Annotated in this window: 17 protein-coding genes; 9 read left to right on the top strand and 8 right to left on the bottom strand. The window is 47.1% G+C overall.

The window, feature by feature from the left end; all coding sequences use genetic code 11:
- Positions 1 to 2: 2 nt before the first annotated feature.
- The 3 genes from L8G48_RS07795 (at position 3) to L8G48_RS07785 (ending at position 2,806) form a co-directional block, all read left to right on the top strand.
- Entirely contained in the window at positions 3 to 941 is a 939-nt protein-coding gene (locus L8G48_RS07795; protein WP_248264037.1) for a flagellar motor protein MotB, read from the top strand.
- A 65-nt stretch (positions 942 to 1,006) separates the two neighbouring features.
- Complete coding sequence (thiI, locus tag L8G48_RS07790) at positions 1,007 to 2,458, top strand: tRNA uracil 4-sulfurtransferase ThiI (protein ID WP_248264036.1); 1,452 nt, start codon at positions 1,007 to 1,009, stop codon at positions 2,456 to 2,458.
- A gap of 18 nt (positions 2,459 to 2,476) precedes the next feature.
- Entirely contained in the window at positions 2,477 to 2,806 is a 330-nt protein-coding gene (locus L8G48_RS07785) for a VanZ family protein (RefSeq protein ID WP_248264035.1), read from the top strand.
- Here the strand turns inward: L8G48_RS07785 and srmB are convergent.
- A complete protein-coding gene (gene srmB / locus L8G48_RS07780; RefSeq protein WP_248264034.1) occupies positions 2,803 to 4,032 on the bottom strand; it encodes an ATP-dependent RNA helicase SrmB in 1,230 nt (409 codons plus the stop codon). The two genes, L8G48_RS07785 and srmB, sit on opposite strands and share 4 nt — an antisense overlap.
- Positions 4,033 to 4,063: 31 nt before the next feature.
- Complete coding sequence (locus tag L8G48_RS07775) at positions 4,064 to 4,912, bottom strand: universal stress protein (RefSeq protein ID WP_248264033.1); 849 nt, start codon at positions 4,910 to 4,912, stop codon at positions 4,064 to 4,066.
- A gap of 439 nt (positions 4,913 to 5,351) precedes the next feature.
- Here L8G48_RS07775 and L8G48_RS07770 point away from each other — a divergent pair, with 439 nt between their 5' ends.
- The 6 genes from L8G48_RS07770 to L8G48_RS07745 all read left to right on the top strand — a co-directional run bounded on the left by L8G48_RS07770 (position 5,352) and on the right by L8G48_RS07745 (position 10,891).
- Positions 5,352 to 5,639: a hypothetical protein gene (locus tag L8G48_RS07770; protein WP_248264032.1), complete on the top strand. Its 288-nt coding sequence runs from the start codon at positions 5,352 to 5,354 to the stop codon at positions 5,637 to 5,639.
- Positions 5,640 to 5,717: 78 nt separating this feature from the next.
- Complete coding sequence (locus L8G48_RS07765) at positions 5,718 to 7,205, top strand: SulP family inorganic anion transporter (protein WP_248264031.1); 1,488 nt, start codon at positions 5,718 to 5,720, stop codon at positions 7,203 to 7,205.
- Between the two features lie 17 nt (positions 7,206 to 7,222).
- Entirely contained in the window at positions 7,223 to 8,074 is an 852-nt protein-coding gene (locus L8G48_RS07760) for a universal stress protein (protein WP_248264030.1), read from the top strand.
- Positions 8,075 to 8,097: 23 nt separating this feature from the next.
- On the top strand, positions 8,098 to 9,522 hold the full coding sequence (nhaD, locus tag L8G48_RS07755; RefSeq protein WP_248264029.1) for a sodium:proton antiporter NhaD: 1,425 nt from the start codon (positions 8,098 to 8,100) through the stop codon (positions 9,520 to 9,522).
- Positions 9,523 to 9,534: 12 nt separating this feature from the next.
- Positions 9,535 to 10,059 (top strand): NUDIX domain-containing protein, encoded by a 525-nt coding sequence (locus L8G48_RS07750; protein ID WP_248264028.1) that lies wholly within the window; start codon positions 9,535 to 9,537, stop codon positions 10,057 to 10,059.
- A complete protein-coding gene (locus L8G48_RS07745; RefSeq protein WP_348983648.1) occupies positions 10,052 to 10,891 on the top strand; it encodes a patatin-like phospholipase family protein in 840 nt (279 codons plus the stop codon). Before L8G48_RS07750 ends, L8G48_RS07745 begins: the two co-directional genes overlap by 8 nt.
- A gap of 3 nt (positions 10,892 to 10,894) precedes the next feature.
- Here the strand turns inward: L8G48_RS07745 and L8G48_RS07740 are convergent, their stop codons facing one another.
- From L8G48_RS07740 to L8G48_RS07715, 6 genes are all read right to left on the bottom strand, one after another.
- On the bottom strand, positions 10,895 to 11,239 hold the full coding sequence (locus tag L8G48_RS07740; protein WP_248264027.1) for a TraR/DksA family transcriptional regulator: 345 nt from the start codon (positions 11,237 to 11,239) through the stop codon (positions 10,895 to 10,897).
- A 3-nt stretch (positions 11,240 to 11,242) separates the two neighbouring features.
- Complete coding sequence (locus tag L8G48_RS07735; RefSeq protein ID WP_248264026.1) at positions 11,243 to 11,917, bottom strand: NADPH-dependent FMN reductase; 675 nt, start codon at positions 11,915 to 11,917, stop codon at positions 11,243 to 11,245.
- A complete protein-coding gene (gene arsJ / locus L8G48_RS07730; RefSeq protein WP_248264025.1) occupies positions 11,917 to 13,131 on the bottom strand; it encodes an organoarsenical effux MFS transporter ArsJ in 1,215 nt (404 codons plus the stop codon). The genes L8G48_RS07735 and arsJ overlap by 1 nt, the downstream gene beginning before the upstream one ends.
- The gene (locus L8G48_RS07725) at positions 13,131 to 14,126 is read right to left on the bottom strand and encodes an ArsJ-associated glyceraldehyde-3-phosphate dehydrogenase (protein WP_248264024.1); all 996 of its coding nucleotides are present in this window, start codon (positions 14,124 to 14,126) and stop codon (positions 13,131 to 13,133) included. The genes arsJ and L8G48_RS07725 overlap by 1 nt, the downstream gene beginning before the upstream one ends.
- Positions 14,127 to 14,281: 155 nt before the next feature.
- The gene (locus tag L8G48_RS07720) at positions 14,282 to 15,013 is read right to left on the bottom strand and encodes a metalloregulator ArsR/SmtB family transcription factor (protein WP_248264023.1); all 732 of its coding nucleotides are present in this window, start codon (positions 15,011 to 15,013) and stop codon (positions 14,282 to 14,284) included.
- A gap of 420 nt (positions 15,014 to 15,433) precedes the next feature.
- Entirely contained in the window at positions 15,434 to 17,086 is a 1,653-nt protein-coding gene (locus L8G48_RS07715; RefSeq protein ID WP_248264022.1) for a DUF8614 domain-containing protein, read from the bottom strand.
- Between the last annotated feature and the right edge of the window lie 37 nt (positions 17,087 to 17,123).

The following is a 17,123-nucleotide window of genomic DNA, read 5'->3' as shown; positions in this document are numbered from 1 at the left end:
TTATGGCCTCAGAAAAAGCCAAAGAAGAAGAAGAAGAAGATTGTAATTGTCCGCCGGTTGGGTTACCCATGTGGATGGCAACCTTTGCTGATCTTATGACATTATTAATGTCCTTTTTTGTTCTGTTATTGGCTTTCTCAGAAATGGACGTAATGAAGTTTAAACAAATTGCCGGCTCAATGAAGTATGCTCTGGGCGTACAAAATAAAATTGAAGTTAAAGATATACCTAAAGGCACCAGTGTTATTGCTAAGGAGTTCCGGCCCGGGCGTCCTGAACCGACCCCAATAGAAACCATTCAGCAACAAACCGTTGAAATGACTCAGCAAATGCTGGAGTTTCAGGAAGGTGAATCGGATTTTGCCGGTGGTCAGCAAACCGAGCGTGGTGGTCAGGAATCGGACAGTGCGGAAGATCAAAAAGAGGCCGAATCAGAAAATACTGAAGCGATGGCTCAAGTGTCTGAAGAGCTTATGCGTCGTATTGAGAAGCAGCTTGAAAATGAGATTAAAGCCGGAACCATTGAGCTTGAGCAGCATGGTCAGCAAGTCATCATTCGTATACGTGAGCAGGGCTCATTTCCTGAAGGCTCTGCATTTTTACAACCGCAATTCCGGCCGGTTATTCAGCAAGTTGCTGGTGCGTTGCAAGATATACCGGGTGAAGTGACGGTTTCAGGACACAGTGACAACGAACGGCTGGTCTCGGAAATTTACTCATCGCGTTGGGATCTCTCCAGCAAACGTGCGGTTGCGGTTGCGGAAGAAATGCTCAAAGTCGAGGACTTTAGCGAGGATCGCATGGTGGTCATGGGCTATTCAGATACCAAGCCATTGGTTCCGAATAACTCAGAAGAGAACCGCAAACGAAATCGTCGTGTTGAAATATCCATAATGCAGGGTAAGGCGGCAGAATCCGATCCAATTGACGTTATCGACTGAGTGCTGGTTTCTGTCCGGCAGGACACGTATAATTGCTCTCTTTCCCGGAGACTTGACGATTTTCTATGAAGTTTGTTGTTCGCCTGCACGCTGAAATTACGATTAAAAGCCGCTCTGTGCGTAAGCGTCACGGTAAAATATTAACCAATAATTTGCGTAAAATTCTGGCATCGGTCGATGACTCGGTGTCGGTCAAATGGTTATGGGATAGTATTGAAGTTACCGCTGATAGTGACGATGCAAAGGTGCGCAGTGATATCAAAGATGTTCTGCTAAGCACACCGGGTATCTCTTGGTTCGCCGAGGTCATTGAACAGCCCTTAACTGATTTTGACGCCATTACAGAATTGGTTGGTGAGCATTGGTTAGCACGTCTGCCCGGTAAAAGCTTCGCAATGCGGGTGAAGCGCAAAGGCCATCATGAGTTCAGCTCTCAGCAGTTAGAACGCTACGTTGGCGGTTATTTACTGCAACGCGTTCCTGATGCATCGGTAAACCTCGCAAAACCGGACGAGGAAATCACCCTTCAGATTACCAATCAGGTTGTGCATTTAGTCGGTGAGCGTATGGAGGGTTTAGGCGGCTTCCCCATTCCTACTCAGGAAACGGTGCTGTCACTGTTAAGTGGTGGCTTTGATTCAGGCGTGGCGACTTATGAGTTTATTCGTCGTGGTGCGCGCACTCATTTCTGTTTTTTTAACTTAGGCGGCGATGCCCACGAAGTTGCTGTTCGGCAAATCGCTTACTACTTATGGAAACGTTATAGCTCGTCACATCCTATTCAGTTTATCAGTGTCGATTTCGCGCCTGTTGTGGATGATATTTTAACGAATGTGGATAAAGGCCAGATGGGGGTGGTACTAAAACGCCAGATGCTCCGGGTTGCCGCTAAAGTAGCGAACTATGTCAAAGCGCAGGCGCTGGTCACCGGCGAAGCTATGGGTCAGGTATCCAGCCAGACGCTGTCAAACTTACGGATCATTGACCAGGCAACTTCGGGGTTAGTGTTGCGGCCGCTGATTACCAAAGACAAACAAGAAATTGTGGACACAGCGAAACGTATTGGTACTGAGCCTCTGGCTAAGTCGATTCCTGAATACTGTGGGGTTATTTCGAATAAACCGACGGTAAAAGCCATTCCGGCCGTTATTGAAGCCGAAGAAGCGAAGCTCGATCAGGACTTGCTGGATAAAGTCGTGCAGGCAGCTGACGTACTCAGTATGCAAGATATTGCTACTCAAACTGATGAAGAACTGGCATTGCCGGAAACCACCAAGGAACTCGAAAGTCATACAACCATCGTCGATATTCGAAATGATGAAGAAATTGAAGCGGCGCCTTTGTCGGTAGACGTAGAGGTTATTGAAATTCCCTTTTTTAAACTCGCCACTCAATTTGCTGAACTCGATCAACGTCGTGAGTATTTGTTGTATTGTGAACAGGGTATTATGAGCCGTATGCAGGCTTTGCTATTGCACGAAAATGGCTACAACAACGTATCGGTTTATACGCCTTAATTTAAAGAGAAGTCAATTATGCTGGCAAGAGTCATATTTTTTGTGTTGCTTTCAATAGCGACTTTCTTGTTTTTGTGGCAGTTTCCAGGTTCCGGAGCCCCGGGCATTCCTTATCTGGATAAACTGGTTCATTTTGTGATTTTCTTTGTGCTGGCTTTGACCTTCCACCGGGCTTTCGCTTTATCGGCTAAGTTATCACTTTTGTTTCTGGCCTGCTATGGGTTATTAATTGAAGTGGCTCAGGCCTATGCGCCGGGTCGCGGCGCCGATGTTTATGATTGGCTCGCTGATGCCAGTGGTGTTATTGCTTACTTTATCTGGCATCACCTGAGAAAAAAAATGCATTAACGCGACTTTTTCTTTTTGTCTTTTTTCTTCTTATCTTTTTTCTTAGCCCTGGACTTTTCTGTCGACGGAAACTTATACTGAGGTTTCAAACCGTCAATGGCTCTTCGGTCAAGTTTGGCGTCTAAATAACGTTCAATACGCCCCAGTAGTAAAGCATCGTGAGCTTCGACTAAGGAAATAGCGATACCTTTTTGCCCACCGCGGGCCGTACGGCCAATTCGATGCAAATAAACATCGGCCTGCTTGGGTAAGTCATAGTTAACCACCACAGTGATGTCATCAACATCCAGCCCTCGCGCGGCAATATCCGTCGCAACTAAGGTAATATCTGTTGTTTGCTTCAGTTCGTTCATAATGCGCTGTCTGTCACTTTGTGGCATATCGCCCCGCAGCGTGACAATTTTACGAGAGGTGCGAAACTGGCTGCGCAAGAAATTGGCAATGAGCTCCACACGCTCGCGGGTTCGTACAAATACAAACTGTCGCCCGGAATGCGCCTGAAGCGTACTCAGAAGAAGTTTTCGTTTATGCTCATCGGTATCCGCTAAATGTACCCATTGAATAATTTTACCGCGCTCACGCTTTGGCGGTTGTACATCAATGTATTCGGGCTCAGTTAATAGCTCGCGGGAAAACTTAATAACGCCGGAGCTATTCAGTGTTGCCGACAGCAACAACGATTGTTGGCGATGCCTTGCTTGTAAAGCCATTTCTTTTACGGTTCCGGCAAAGCCCATATCCAGCATACGGTCGGCTTCATCGATAATCAGCCATTCTATGCCTTCCAGATTGTATTGCTCGGCTTCCAGTAAATCCATTAGACGACCGGGGGTGGCCACCAGAATGTCGTGGTTTTTTTCTAATAACGACAGTTGTGAGCCATAGTTTATGCCTCCGGTAACCACTACCGACGATAGCTCGGTTTTGCCTTCAAACTGTTTTGCCTGCTGATGAATTTGTTCAGCCAGCTCGCGAGTCGGAGCCAGAATGAGAATACGTGCAGGACCCGGTTGTTGGCGTGGGAAATCCAGTAAATGCTGCAGTGCCGGTAACAGGAAGGCTAAGGTTTTCCCCGTTCCTGTCGGCGCACTGATGAGTAAGTCCCGACCATCAAGAGCGGTGGGAATACTCTGTTGCTGTACTTTTGCTGGTTTATTTAGCTCGGCCTCCCGAAGAACCGCAATTAGGCGGTCATCGAGGTCAAACTCTTCCCAGTCTGGCGTCATATTATGTTCCTTTAAGTCTTCTTATCTGCAATTAATGCAGCAGCAATAAAGCCGAGTTGGTCGTTTGTAATAAATTGGTGGTGGTACTGCCCACAAAAAACTGGCGAATACGTGAATGACCATAAGCGCCCATCACCATAAGGTCGATATTATGCTCTTTTTGATAAGCATGAAGTGCCGGTTCAACGTCACCTGAGCGTATCTCAAAGCGTACGTTATGTCCTCGTTCAGTCAGGTGATTTGCTGCGGCTTCTATAGAGGCGTGACTGTCGCTTGTGTCAGCACCTATCATGACCAGATGCAGTGGCAAGCCTCTGAAAATTGGGCTCTCGGCTAACAAGCGGATGCCCTTGCGGGAAGCGTCACTGCCATCGAATGCCAACATGACACTTTTAGGCTCTGTAAATTCTTCCGGTGCGACTAAAATAGGCTGGTGTATGGTTCGTACAACGGTTTCAAGCTGGCTACCCACGCGGTTAGTGCGGCTTGTGTTTTCACCATGAAGGCCGATTACAAGCAGTCGCATAGAAGTTTCAATTTCTTGCAAAGACTCCGTTAAGTCGCCGTGTCGCTGGCGTAAGTTAACGTCTTTAACACGCTTTTGTATAGCCCGTTGCTTTGCGCTTTCCAGCATATGATGACCTTGCTCAAGCGCGAGTTTGCTGCGTTGCTGATCGAGTTTTGTTAATTGTTCACGCAAAGCCTCCTGGCTACCCAAACCAATGTTTCCGGTCATATCGGGGGCGGCGGGGTATCGAGTTTCATCCAGAACATGAAACAGCGTTAATGGCGTTTCTAAGCGCAATGCCGCCCAACTGGCGTAATCACATACGGATAATGTTGACGCAGAGCCATCGATACAGGCAGCAACATGTTTCATCTTTAAATCCTCTTCCATTAGTGACCACTTAAAAAGCTTATCGGGAACTGTCGTGTTATAAAACACACAGAGCAATATTTTAGCATAAAGTGAGTAAATAGCGCTTCCTAATGCGCATTGATTTGGAACAAAGTTTTACTTTTCTCGTGTCTTTCTGTATTATCCGCGCCGAACCCTCATTAATATAAGTTTTACTTTATTTAAATGGCAAATTTAACGGCTTTTTCTTTTAATTTGACGCCACCCTAGAATACGGCTTTCGCTGTGTTTAGCGCATTTCTGCGCGAAATTCTTTCATTGTTATATTTTTATTAAAACTCTGCTTTAATGTTTAATTTTTTAACATTTACAGCTTAATTTAACATCATTTGAAGCGAGAAAAGTGATGCACCGATTAGATATTAGTCTATACAGTGCAATGCAAACTGTGATGTTGCGATTGGCTTTGAATAATGCACATAAACAGTTTCGCCATGCGAATGAATTTTCTGCGTGGGCTGTCGCGGAAATGAAACGGTTAAAAAAACTCGAGTCAGTTGAGCAAGAAGAACTCGCGAAATTAGAAGGCAGTGAAAATAACCCAGTTTACATCACTGTATTCATACCAAAGCAACAACCTCAGGTAGAGGCTATGCTTATTCGAAGCCTGCAAAAATACGGCTTCAGTCTGGTAATTGAAAAAGCCAAAAACGGAGCAGTTACCAACAGAAACGTTTTGTCATGTTGAGCTGGTTGACTTTAAAGACGAAGTCAGTGGCTAACGTGTTGAGTTTTTACATACATTAACCTGGATATTAATACCGTTATGATTAAGCACCTTAAAGAGCATTGGCTCTCCAATATTAAAGGCGATTTATTATCAGGCATCGTGGTCGCTTTAGCGTTGATTCCTGAAGCTATCGCATTTTCTATTATTGCCGGGGTTGACCCTAAAGTTGGCCTGTATGCGTCATTCTGTATTGCAGTTATTATCTCCTTGGTCGGTGGTCGCTCAGGGATGATTAGTGGCGCGACAGGGGCAATGGCACTGCTTATGGTGACCCTGGTCAAAGACCATGGGCTAGAGTACCTGCTAGTTGCTACTTTATTGACCGGTGTCCTGCAAATTGTTGCAGGTTACCTTAAACTGGGTGAGTTGATGCGCTTTGTATCACGCTCGGTGGTGACCGGCTTTGTCAACGCCCTAGGTATTCTTATTTTTATGGCGCAGCTACCCGAGTTAACCGACGTTACCTGGCATGTCTACGCAATGACTATAGGCGGTCTGGCTATTATTTATGGTTTTCCTTACCTGCCATTCATTGGCAAACTGTTGCCATCACCGCTTATTTGTATTGTTGTGTTAACCGCCATTGCAATGACTGTGAATATGGATATTCGTACCGTTGCTGATATGGGGCAGTTACCGGATACCTTGCCTGTTTTCTTGTGGCCTGATGTTCCGCTTAACTTAGAGACATTATGGATTGTCCTGCCTTATTCTATCGGCCTTACGGTTGTTGGCTTGCTTGAATCGATGATGACGGCCACCATTGTCGATGACCTAACCGATACACCAAGTGACCGAAATAAAGAGTGTCGTGGTCAGGGCGTTGCCAACATTGGTGCCGGACTGTTCGGCGGTATGGCCGGTTGTGCGATGATCGGTCAGTCCATTATCAACATTAAATCGGGTGGCCGCGGACGCTTATCCTCGCTAGCCGCCGGTGTGTTTCTGCTGGTTATGATTCTGGTGCTGGACGAATGGCTCAAACAAATACCGATGGCGGCACTGGTTGCGGTGATGATTATGGTGTCTATTGGTACCTTTAGCTGGGGTTCCATACGAGATCTGAAGAAACATCCACTATCGACCAACATTGTTATGGTCACCACGGTTGTAGTGGTGGTTGCAACTCATAACCTGGCTATTGGTGTGGGTGTCGGTGTGTTGCTCGCCGCCTTGTTCTTTGCGAACAAAGTGGGACATTACATGCACATTCGCTCCGAAGTTAACGCTGAAGGAACTAGCCGTCGTTATAACGTAACCGGGCAGGTGTTCTTTAGTTCTTCAGAGAAGTTCATTGCTTCTTTTGACTTTAAAGAAGCCCTGGATGATGTGGTGATTGATCTGACTAACGCTCATTTCTGGGATATTACTGCGGTAAATGCGTTAGACCGCGTTGTAGTCAAGTTCCGTCGCGAAGGCGCTGATGTTGAAGTTATTGGACTTAACGAAGCCAGCGCAACCATTGTTGACCGTTTCGGCGTGCACGATAAACCGGGCGCCGACGATATTCTTGGTGGTCACTAACAATAAGGATAAAGACGATGACAAACGTAATTGCCTGTATTGATGGTTCCAGCGCCTCTAAAGGCGTAATTGATTCTGCAGCCTGGGCTTCGGCAAAGCTGTCCGCGCCGCTGACCCTTCTTCATGTGATTGAAGAAGGGAACGCAAACTCTCCGCAAGATATGAGTGGCAATATTGGTTTGGGCAGCAGAGAAAAACTGATGGAAGAACTCGCTGAACTGGATGCCAAAAAAGCGAAGCTCTTGTTAGAGGAAGGTCATTATCTGCTTGAACAAGCGAAAAAGCAGGCTTTGACTAATGACAAAGTTCACGATATTTCCATGCGTCAGCGCCACGGTGAATTCACCGAAAGCGTGTTGGCACTGGAGCCGGAAACTCGGTTATTAGTGCTGGGTTTGCACGGCGAAGATCACGCCAAAGGTGACCATATTGGCAGTCAGCTGGAAACCCTTTTACGTCGTGTACACAAGCCCATTTTGTTAAGCCCGGATATCTTCGTCAAGCCAGAAAGCGCAATGCTGGCTTACGACGGCAGCGGTACTTCTAAACGGGGAATCGAACTGCTGTCGAAAAGCCCGCTGTTTTCGGGTATGCCGATTCATGTCGTGATGGTTGGTGCAGATTCCGATACGAATAAAGAAGAACTGACTTGGGCAGAAAAAACACTGCGTGACGGTGGTCATAAGGTTAAAACAGCCATTGTTGCAGGTGATGTAGAATCTGCTTTGCACGAGTATCAGGACAAACACAATATTGGCTTAATGATAATGGGCGCTTACGGGCACTCAAAAATCCGGCAGTTTTTAGTGGGTAGCACCACCACTTCTATGCTGGAACAAAGTAAAACGCCGTTATTAATTCTTCGTTAATCAATTAAGAGAGTCGTAAAGCGATGTACCGGAAGTTAGGTGTCTTTTTAGCGTTATTGTTGGCGAGTGTATCAGCTCATGCCGCAGTAGGACCTATTGATTTAACCGGCAGTGCCGTGGGTATTGTTGCCCTGGTGATTTTTGCCGTGGCTTATTTCATGGTCATGCTTGAAGAGAAGATCCACTTAAGAAAATCAAAGCCTGTATTGGTTGCGGCTGGCCTCATCTGGATACTCATTGCCTGGTATTATCAGTCTGCTGGTGTACCTGGCGTTACCGAAGAGTCGTTCCGACATACCTTGTTGGAATTTGCTGAACTGATGCTGTTCCTGCTGGTCGCTATGACCTACATTAATGCACTGGAAGAGCGCCGGCTTTTTGATGGGCTCAGAGCCTGGATGGTGGAAAAAGGCTTCTCTTATAAACAGTTGTTCTGGCTTTCCGGTGTTATCGCGTTTTTCGTATCGCCTATTGCGGATAACTTAACCACGGCTTTATTGTTGTGTGCGGTTATTATGAAAGTGGCTCAGGACGATAAAAAATTCATTGCCATAAGCTGCGTTAATATTGTGGTTGCCGCTAATGCCGGTGGTGCCTTCAGTCCGTTTGGTGATATTACCACGCTAATGGTCTGGCAGGCGGGCGTGGTTGAATTCACGGAATTCTTCGCACTCTTTATTCCTGCAGCGATCAGTTATGTGATACCGGCATTTTTCATGTCATTAGCCATTCCTGATCGCAAGCCGGCAAGCTTAGTTGAGCACGTTGAATTAAAGCGTGGGGCGCTGCGAATACTGACGTTATTCTTATTCACTATCGCAACGGCTGTGGTGTTAAAAACCTTCCTGCACCTACCGCCGGTTGTCGGCATGATGATGGGCTTAGGTTACCTGCAGTTCTTTGGCTATTTCCTGCGTATGACCTTGCCCGGGTCACTGGCCCGGAAAAGAGCGATGGCTGAGCGACAGGGGGATCAGAAAAAGCTGGAGCGATTAGGTGGTGTCGTCCCTTTTGATGTATTCAGTCGGGTATCACGTGCCGAATGGGACACCTTATTGTTCTTCTACGGTGTTGTCATGTGCGTTGGTGGCTTAGGTTTTATGGGCTACCTCTCTATTATGTCTAACTTTCTGTATCTGGAATGGAATGCAACGGCAGCCAACATTGCGCTAGGTGTTATTTCTGCGGTTATTGATAACATCCCGGTAATGTTTGCGGTATTGACCATGTCGCCGGAAATGTCTCATGGCCAGTGGTTATTGATAACTCTGACTGCCGGCATTGGTGGTAGTTTGTTATCAATTGGTTCAGCAGCCGGCGTGGCGTTAATGGGGCAGGCAAGAGGTGCTTATACGTTTGCCAGTCACTTAAAATGGGCGCCGGTTATTGCGCTTGGCTATGGTGCGGGTGTTATAGCGCATTTATACATCAATAACTCATTATTTTAGGTAAGAGGCAGTATGCGTTTACTCGCAGATATGAAACATCCTTCACTGGATAAAATAGAAGGTAACATCCTGCAGCGTAAAGCGGTGCGGGGAATTATTATGAAACAGCAAAAAATTCTGATGTTATATACCGAGCGCTACGACGATTTTAGCTTTCCGGGCGGCGGCATTGATGATCAGGAAGACGAAATTATCGCTTTGCATCGCGAGTTAAAAGAGGAAGCGGGTGTTCTGATTAAGGGACAACCGAAACACTTTGGTTTTGTTACAGAACACACTCCTTACTGGAAGCCGCAATGGCCTATTCGCTATCAAAAGTCGCATTGGTACGAGTGTGATATTCATGATGAGCAAACGGCGACAGCCATGGAAGATTATGAAATTGCTAACGGTATGAAGCCGCTGTGGGTCACTCTGGATGACGCCATTAAACATAACCAGGCAGTAATTCAGGCTAAGCCCGATTCCATGGGGCTTTCCGTTCACCGCGAAACCTTAGTACTTGAGCGTGTTGTCGAGGAGTTGGGCGGTGTATAACAAGGCGTTGATCGTTGAAGGCGGCGCTATGCGTGGCATTTTTGCTGCGGGTGTTTTAGACGGTTTCATTGAACAGAGCTTTTTTGATTTTGATTTTGCGATAGGCGTTTCTGCCGGCTCCACTAATTTAGTGGGTTATCTTTGCGGGCAAAAAGGACGCAGTCACAAAATCATTACGGAGTTTGCAACCAATAAACGCTTTATTGATATGATGCGCTGGCTTCGCGGTGGCCATTTCTGTGACGTTGAATGGCTATGGCGACAGTCTTACGACGAGGTCTGGCTAGACTTTGAGTATTATCAAACTCACCAGATACCGCTTTATGTCGTAACAACCAGTATTCTGACGGGGAAAGCGCATTATCCGATACTGAATGCTGAGAATATGCATCAAATATTCCCGGCATCCTGCGCGATTCCTCTGGCGTATCGCGATTACCCCAAAGTCGATGGTGAGCCAATGACTGACGGCGGTATCGCTGATGCTATTCCGGTCAGAAAGGCTTATGAACTTGGAGCGCGCGAGCTGACAGTGGTGCTTTCACGGCCTTTGGGTTATCGAAAAAAAGCAGACCGGATGACACCATTAATAAAACGTTTGTTTAAAAATTACCCGGCCTTACAAGAGGTTATGTTAAAGCGTTCGCAAAACTATAATGACGCACTGGAATTTCTCGAAAAACCGCCCGTTGACTGTAAAGTGACTATTATAGCACCACCTGATGATTTTAAGGTCGGACGCTTTACCCGGGATAAAAAACTGTTACAGCAGGGGTACGAAGCGGGTCTAAATTCAGGCCGTGATTTTGCAACGAAAAGGTTGGGGGCCTGAGCGCTAATCCGCGCTCTCCATGCATTCAATACAGCGTGTTTGAGTAGGGTCAAACTGTAAACGCTTCAGGCTGATATCGTCACCACAAACAAAACACTCACCAAACTCTTCCGACTCAATGCGGCGTAAGGCACCGTCAACTTTTTGCAGCTGAACCTTTCTGCGGCGTGCCTGCTCCTGATACATTTGCTGTTGTTGCATGGCATCCATACGAGATAAGCGACCAATACTTTGTTGGTCTAACTCAACCGGTTTGGTGTCATCTTTACTGGCCTCTTCGCTTTGCAGTAATTGCTGCTTCAGTTCTTCCAGTTGTTTTTTAAACGTCTGAATCTGGTTTGCGTCCATAGTTTATTCGTTACCGTCCGGTGCATTACGTTGCGACGGGTCACGTTTAAAATCAGCCGCTAACGTTCGGGGGTCAAGTTCATCGCGCTGCTTTTTGGCAGCTTCAGCCCACCAGAATAACTGATTTAACGTGCGGCCGAAATACCCAACCCAGCGATCCGTATCTTCAACCGCTTGCGTGAATTTTCCGTTGTCTTCAAACACCGTTTGCGCTTTAGGCACGTGGATCATGGCTGATACGGGCAAACACCCCAACTCGGCAAGAAAGGTACGCATATTAACTGCAGCCCGGGCGCCGCCCCACTGACCCGCCGAATAGGTTACAATAGCACTGGGTTTGTAAGAATATAAAGACGCACCAAAATGGTTCAGTAAGTTTGCCAATGCCGGACTCATGGAGTGATTGTATTCCGGGCTGACCATTACGTAGGCATCCGCTGCCTCAATCTTTTTCGCCAGCGCATTAAGCTGCTCGGGGACTTTATTTTCGTGATAGGCGAAATGAGGCTTAAAAACACCATCGAGCGAGAAATCTAATGGGTCAATGAGTTCAACTTCGGCATTATCGAAGGTTTGCTCCAGATATTGGACACAAGCCCTCGCAACTCTCTCACCTAACCGGGCCGGCTTGGGTGGGGTGCTGTCACGGACGGTACCTAAAAAGACCAAATATTTCATTATGTATCCTCAATAACTTCGCGTGGTGGTAAAAAACTGATTGCCGCAGTAGAGAGTAGTAATAACAGTGTTGATATCATTAGACAAGCCATTAACCCCCACTGTTGATAAACCCAACCCGACAAAACGGTACCCAGCAGACGTCCGGCGGCGTTAGCCATATAATAAAAGCCAACATCCAGCGAAACACCGTCGGCTCGTGAGTAAGCGACAATTAAATAGCTGTGCAACGATGAGTTAATGGCGAACAAAATGCCGAATAAGCCCAGACCAATGACAATACTGAGGGTAACAGGCAGGCTTTGCCATAACGCCAAAGTGAGTGCTAACGGACTGAGCGTAAGTAAGGCGTTCCAGACAATGGCCTGGGTTTTGGGGACGTCATTGCGGCTTTGGGTAAACTTAGGCGCAATGCTTTGCACAAAACCGTAACCGATAACCCAGAGCGCGAGAAAACTGCCAACCTGCCAATGGTTCCAGTCGAGCTGACTGGCAAGAAATACCGGCAGCGCAACCACAAACCAGACATCGCGCGCACCAAACAGCAGAAACCTGGCTAGAGATAAAATATTTATTGGCCGGCTTTTGGATAAAATGTCTTTAAATTTGGGTTTGAACTGGGCTTTTCCGGACTCTTTTTTCAGAAATATAAGGCTGCTTATCCAGACCAGACTAAGCATTACTGTCATAGCCAGTACCGCGCCCTGAAAACCAATTAAGGTTAGGAGTAATCCGCCCAGGAAAAAGCCAACACCTTTAAGTGTATTCTTAGAACCCGTGAGTATAGCGACCCACTTATACAGCTGGCCTTGTTTATCATCGGGCACCAGCAGCTTGATGGTGCTTTTAGCACTCATTTTATTCAAGTCTTTGGCGATACCCGAGAGTGCCTGAGCGGCCATAACCCAAATAACTGTCAGCATGGTGGGCGGCACCAGCAGCATCGCAAGTGCGACAATCTGAATGCCGAGCCCAATGTTCATAGTGCGGTTGAGGCCCCAACGGGCACCCAGCCAGCCTCCGAACAAGTTGGTGACGACGCCGAAAAACTCGTAGAACAGAAACAGCATGGCCACTTCCAGCGCGCTGTAACCTAACTGGTAGAAGTGCAGTACTACCAGCATGCGCAGCGCACCGTCAGTTAGCGTAAACGCCCAGTAATTACCGGTAACGATTAAGTACTGGCGAATGGCAGGGGAGAACTGACTGAGCATTAGCCGACCTTAGCTACCAGCTCGACCGCACGGTTCGCGTAGCCCCACTCGTTGTCGTACCAGGCATAAATTTTAACGTGCGTGTCGTTAATCACCTTGGTTGAGAGTGCATCGACAATACTGGAACGCGGGTCGGTTTTGTAATCAATAGAAACCAGCGGACGCTCTTCGTAACCCAGAATATCTTTTAATTCGCCGTCAGCGGCCTCTTTCATCCAGCCGTTAATTTGTTCTACCGAAGTGGGCTTCTCGACTTCAAATACGCAGTCGGTTAATGATGCGTTTGCTAAAGGAACCCGCACCGCATGGCCGTCAATTTTGTCCTTCAGCTCCGGGAAAATTTCGACAATGGCGGTGGCTGAGCCGGTGGATGTTGGAATTAAGCTCATGCCACAAGCCCGTGCGCGACGTAAGTCTTTGTGCGGCGCGTCCAAAATGCTCTGAGTATTGGTTAAATCATGAATAGTGGTAATTGACGCGTGCTTAATGCCAATTTTGTCCTGCAGAACTTTTACCACCGGCGCCAGGCAATTGGTGGTGCAGGAAGCTGCTGTCACTATCTGATGTTTATTAGGGTCATAAAGGTGGTCGTTAACGCCAACAACAATATTGAGCGCTTCGGGCTCTTTCACCGGAGCAGAAACGACTACGCGTTTCACGCCCTGCTCAAGATACTCATTCAACACATTAACGGTTTTCATTTTGCCGGACGCTTCCAGTACGACATCGCTGCCGCTCCAGTTGTTGTCGGCAATGGTTTTATGTTGTGAAAAGGCAATGTGCTTACCGTCGACAACTAAGTTGTCACCGTCGGCACTGGCCTCATGAACCCAGCGCCCATGTACGGAGTCAAAGTTCAGCAAATGAGCAAAGGTTGCAGCATCAGCTCCGGGGTCATTTACCTGAATAACTTCCAGCTCAGGATTATCCCACGCCACGCGCAACGCAAGGCGACCGATACGGCCTAAACCGTTAATTCCTACTTTAATCGTCATAAAAGACTCCTGTTGTATTCTTGATGTAACCTGACGCTATTGCGTCAGGTGAAATGCCGAACCAAGAGCGCTGAGGTTACATGAACTACAGTGGAGGACGCCAGTGAATACGTCCTTGTAGGGCTTGTGCAGCGCCACCCAAACCGATAAAACCTTCAAACACACCCATTGTCGATATTTTTAATCAGTTGTGGGTTGTAGTCGGCGGTAGTGATAATGACTTTACGCATCCAGTCGGGCAGAGCTTTGTTGAGCTGATAGTAAACCCAGCGCTGATCTTTGCGGTCAGTCAGTAGCCCATACTCGCGCAGTTGAGCGAGGTGACGCGAGACTTTAGGTTGTGACATTCCGGTAGCATCCACAAACTCGCACACGCACAGTTCTTTGTGTTTTGCCAACAGACTGATCATAGTTAAGCGTAGTGGATCGGCCATGACTTTGAAAAAGTCTTCCGGTGCATTAAACAAATGCGATTTACTGTTGTTTTTGCGCAGAATCAGCAAAAACATTTTAATGCGCTCACTCAGTTCATGAGCGGTTTTTTTAAAGGCATTTGGTTGATTGCTGTTAACGGGATCAGGGAAATCCCAGGCAATAAAATGATTATTTTTATAGTCAAGCTGGCATTCAGCACGGGCCCGGTCACATAAACTAATTACGTAATCGAATTCAGAAATGCTTAAGTCTGAGACCGCTTTTGAACGTAACCCTTCGGTACTGACTCCCAGCGTTTGCAAAGCTTCTATTGCTTCTGGCCGGGGCTGAGCTGGCTCCGTACCGGCACTGTAAACTTCTAACTCATCGTTACCAAACTGGCGCAAAATGGCTTCGGCCATTAACGAACGAGCCGAGTTGGCGGTACAAAGAAATAAAACGTTTGTGGTCATGGGTATCACTATATATCCGAAATTCCATATATATGGTAGATCGAATATATGAACAACGCAACAAGAAAGTCGGGAGGTCGGGGCCGGATGCTCATTTGTAAGCGTTATGAGTGTTGAGACTCCTGTGGCGGAGTGTCGAAGGCCATGGATGGCCTTCGTCAAGCGTTCATGGATGAACTCGTAGCGTCTCCGCCACAGGAGTCTCAATGCTTAAGCGAAACAAATGAGCATCCGGCCCTGTCTACCATTGGAAGTCTGTGGAGGACTGAACCATGAGTGCGCCCAACGGTTACAGGAGCTAATGAGGAGGTGTGCAGCGCCACGGATGGCGCTGCCCAAGCCCTACAGGGATGTATTCACGGGCGTCCTCCACATTAGCTCCTGTAACCTCAGCGCTCGTGGTTCAATCCTCCACCAATGCTACAGCCCGAGCACCTCTTTGCCTTGTTCAAAAGTGACATCGACGGGAATGCCGGCATCAGTAAGCTTGTCTAAATCGGCTTTTAACTGCGGGCTGACAACACCTAACGTTGCAACCAGCTCAGCGACACCTTTGTAGTCGCCGTCACCTTGCAAGGTAAGAATTTTTTCCGACAGGCTATTCATTGCCTCGCGCATTTTTTTCATATTAATGGCGTATTGGCCTTGTTCATTGCGCTGGAAAGCACCGGCGTCGGCAAAGTAGTTAAAGCGAATCATGTTCGCTTTGCCGTGCGCGCTTGAGGCGCCAAAACGGACTGAACGGAAAATACTGGCCATAAAGGTGGTGTAGTAATCTTCCAGTTCGCCTTCGGCTAAAACGCCTTGTTCAAATAACTGAGTGACCATGTAAAGCCCCAGAATATCGGCTTTGCCTTCTTCTAACGCCGACGCGTGCTCTTTTAACGCCGAGCGCACTGTGCCTTTATCGTTTAGGGTGTTTTTAATGCCTAAGCCGTGCGCCACTTCGTGAAACATGGTGTTGGCAAAAAACGCATTAAAGGTAATGTTTTCACGTTGTTCCGGCACCATTAATTGTTCCGAAATGGGCAGCAGAATTTTGTCGAACTTTGCCTGCATTGCGTTTTTTAGCTGTAAACGGCGGGTACCTTTCTCTAGCTGAACTTGCTCGTCGTTGGGCAGATTAATGGCAATGGTTTTACTGCCCGCATTGGAATGGCCAGCGTAATACACCGCGTCGTAGGCATTAAGCTGTGCGTTAGCTCCGGGAACTTCGGCTTTGTAGGCGGACTCAACAGGTAACCCTTGCTGCAATTGCGGCAGGTACTCTGCGTATTTAGCCAGGCGCTGGCTCCAGGCTTTGTCTTTAATTAAAACATAAGATTCAAAGGCGGTTTTGTAACCAAACAGGTGATCTTCATAGTTTTCAATAGGGCCAATAACCACATCAACATCGTTGTCGGTCATTTCCATCCAGGCCATATCGGATGGCTGATAGTCATTACTTAAAAAAGCGTCTGCGCGCAGACGCAAGTATTTGGCAAAGTCCTGGCTTTCTGCTAAATCTGCCGCCTGACGTAATAGATCAGCGGCTTGAGTCAAAGAGTCTTCGAACGCTTCAGAATAAGGTTCGGTTATTAACTCACCTTGCTCGTCACGGCGTAACAAGGTGTATAAACTATTTTTGTCAGCAAGGTCTGCACTTTCAAACTCAGCTTTGCTCATATCAGCCGGATAAAAATTAGCACCCTCGGGCTTGTCGCCAAAGCCCGTTAAAAAGGGCGTATTATTATTAAGACGGTCCCAGGGCCCGTAATTAATGGCGGTAAATTGACGAGCTTTTTCTTCTGTCTTGCGTAAAAGCTCTTCCTTATGACCCGAAAAAGCCTGCTGCCAAAACAGGTTATCCATAATTTGGGACGCATCTATCAGTAAACCGACCATTTCTTGCTGGTTACTGGATAAGTGCGAAAGGTCAGTCTGTAACTGATAAGGTGTGTAAATGTCGAGTCTTTGCTCAGCTTGAGCAACTAATTCATAACTCTGTGCTGCTTCGTTATTAGTGGGTTGAGAATCGCTACAGGCCATTAAAATCAGCGCCAGAGGGGCTAAACTAAAGAGTGTTTTTTTCATAATATGACTTTTGTCTAAATTGTGTTGTTGAAAACTT

This window comes from Idiomarina aminovorans, assembly GCF_023155095.1.
Lineage (GTDB): Bacteria > Pseudomonadota > Gammaproteobacteria > Enterobacterales > Alteromonadaceae > Idiomarina > Idiomarina aminovorans.
This window is presented reverse-complemented; position numbering and strand designations above follow the sequence as displayed.